Origin of the sequence: Curtobacterium sp. B8 (assembly GCF_000333315.1) — a bacterium.
Lineage (GTDB): Bacteria > Actinomycetota > Actinomycetes > Actinomycetales > Microbacteriaceae > Curtobacterium > Curtobacterium luteum.
Genome location: NZ_BACW01000044.1, coordinates 1 through 1,463, shown reverse-complemented (window position 1 = coordinate 1,463; position 1,463 = coordinate 1). Strand labels below are relative to the sequence as shown.

Genomic DNA, 1,463 nt, shown 5'->3' with positions numbered 1-1,463 from the left:
CCCCCGCCCCACCGGGCGAACCACGACAAGTTCGGAGCCATCGGCCTGCACGTGCCGAGGGGGTGACGAGCCACGGCATCGCCCTCAACTGCGCGAACGCCCTCGACGCGTACGCCGCGATCGTGCCGTGCGGCATCGCCGACGCCGGGGTCACCACGGTGAGCCGTGCCGCGGGACGCCACGTCACCGTGGACGAGGTCGCCGCGCTCGTCGCGCCGGTCGTGCAGGCGGCGCTCGACGGCATGCACACCGGCCACCGCATCGCAGCCGCCAGTAGGACGACCAGCCCGGACCACCCGACCAGCGCGGACCGGTCCGCCGGGGGCGAGCCGCGCCTCCAGGCCGGTCGGGTCCGCACCACCCACCTGCAGGAGGTCCCCGCATGACCCTCGCCCCCGAAGGCCGGCGCATGCTGCGTGTCGAGGCCCGGAACGCCGAGACGCCGATCGAGACGAAGCCCGCGTGGATCAAGACCCGCGCGACCCAGGGTCCGGAGTTCCGGGACCTGTCCGCCCTCGTCAAGGACAAGCAGCTGCACACGGTCTGCCAGGAGGCCGGATGCCCGAACATCTTCGAGTGCTGGGAGGACCGGGAGGCCACGTTCCTCATCGGCGGCTCGCAGTGCACCCGCCGGTGCGACTTCTGCCAGATCGACACCGGCAAGCCGTCGCCGCTCGACCGCGGGGAGCCTCGACGGGTGGCGGACTCGGTGGTCTCGATGGGCCTCAAGTACGCGACCGTGACGGGCGTCGCGCGGGACGACCTCGACGACGGCGGTGCGTGGCTGTACGCGGAGACGATCCGGCAGATCCACGAGCACTCCCCCGGCACCGGTGTCGAGATCCTCGTGCCGGACTTCAACGGCCGCCCGGACCAGCTCGGGCAGGTCTTCGACGCGCGCCCCGAGGTGTTCGCGCACAACGTCGAGACGGTCCCGCGGATCTTCAAGCGCATCCGGCCGGCGTTCCGGTTCGAGCGGTCCCTCGACGTCATCACGCAGGGGCGGGACGCCGGGCTCGTGACGAAGTCGAACCTCATCCTCGGCATGGGTGAGGAGCGGCACGAGGTGATCGACGCGCTCGAGCAGCTGTACGAGGCCGGGACGGACATCATCACGCTGACCCAGTACCTCCGGCCGTCGCCGCGACACCTGCCGGTCGCCCGCTGGGTGAAGCCGGAGGAGTTCGTCGACCTCCGCGAGATCGCCGAGGACATCGGGTTCTCGGGGGTGCTGGCCGGGCCGCTGGTGCGGTCGTCGTACCGGGCCGGGCGACTGTGGGCGCGGGCGACGGTCGCGCGTGGCGGCGCGGTGCCGGAGCACCTGTCGCACCTGCTCGAGGCGCCGGCCGGCCGCCAGGCCGTCTGAGGCGCGCGCCGCGCGCCGCGCGCCGCGCGCGTGGCCGGCCGCGGCCGAGTCTCGCTCTGAGCGACGTTCCTCGCGCTCGGGACCCCGAGATCAGTCG

General features: G+C 73.2%; 1 protein-coding gene and 1 pseudogene. Both read left to right on the top strand.

Annotated features, from left to right (window positions below; all coding sequences use genetic code 11):
* Positions 1–386, top strand: a pseudogene (locus tag I59_RS01300) (hypothetical protein); the annotation flags it as partial.
* The gene (lipA, locus tag I59_RS01295) at positions 383–1,366 is read left to right on the top strand and encodes a lipoyl synthase (RefSeq protein ID WP_022902334.1); all 984 of its coding nucleotides are present in this window, start codon (positions 383–385) and stop codon (positions 1,364–1,366) included. The pseudogene I59_RS01300 and the gene lipA, both read left to right, overlap by 4 nt.
* The last annotated feature ends 97 nt before the right edge of the window (positions 1,367–1,463 follow it).

Coding starts and splice junctions, on each gene's coding strand:
- lipA (WP_022902334.1), top strand. CDS start 383: ATGACCCTCGCCCCCGAAGGCCGGCGCATGCTGCGTGTCGAGGCCCGG.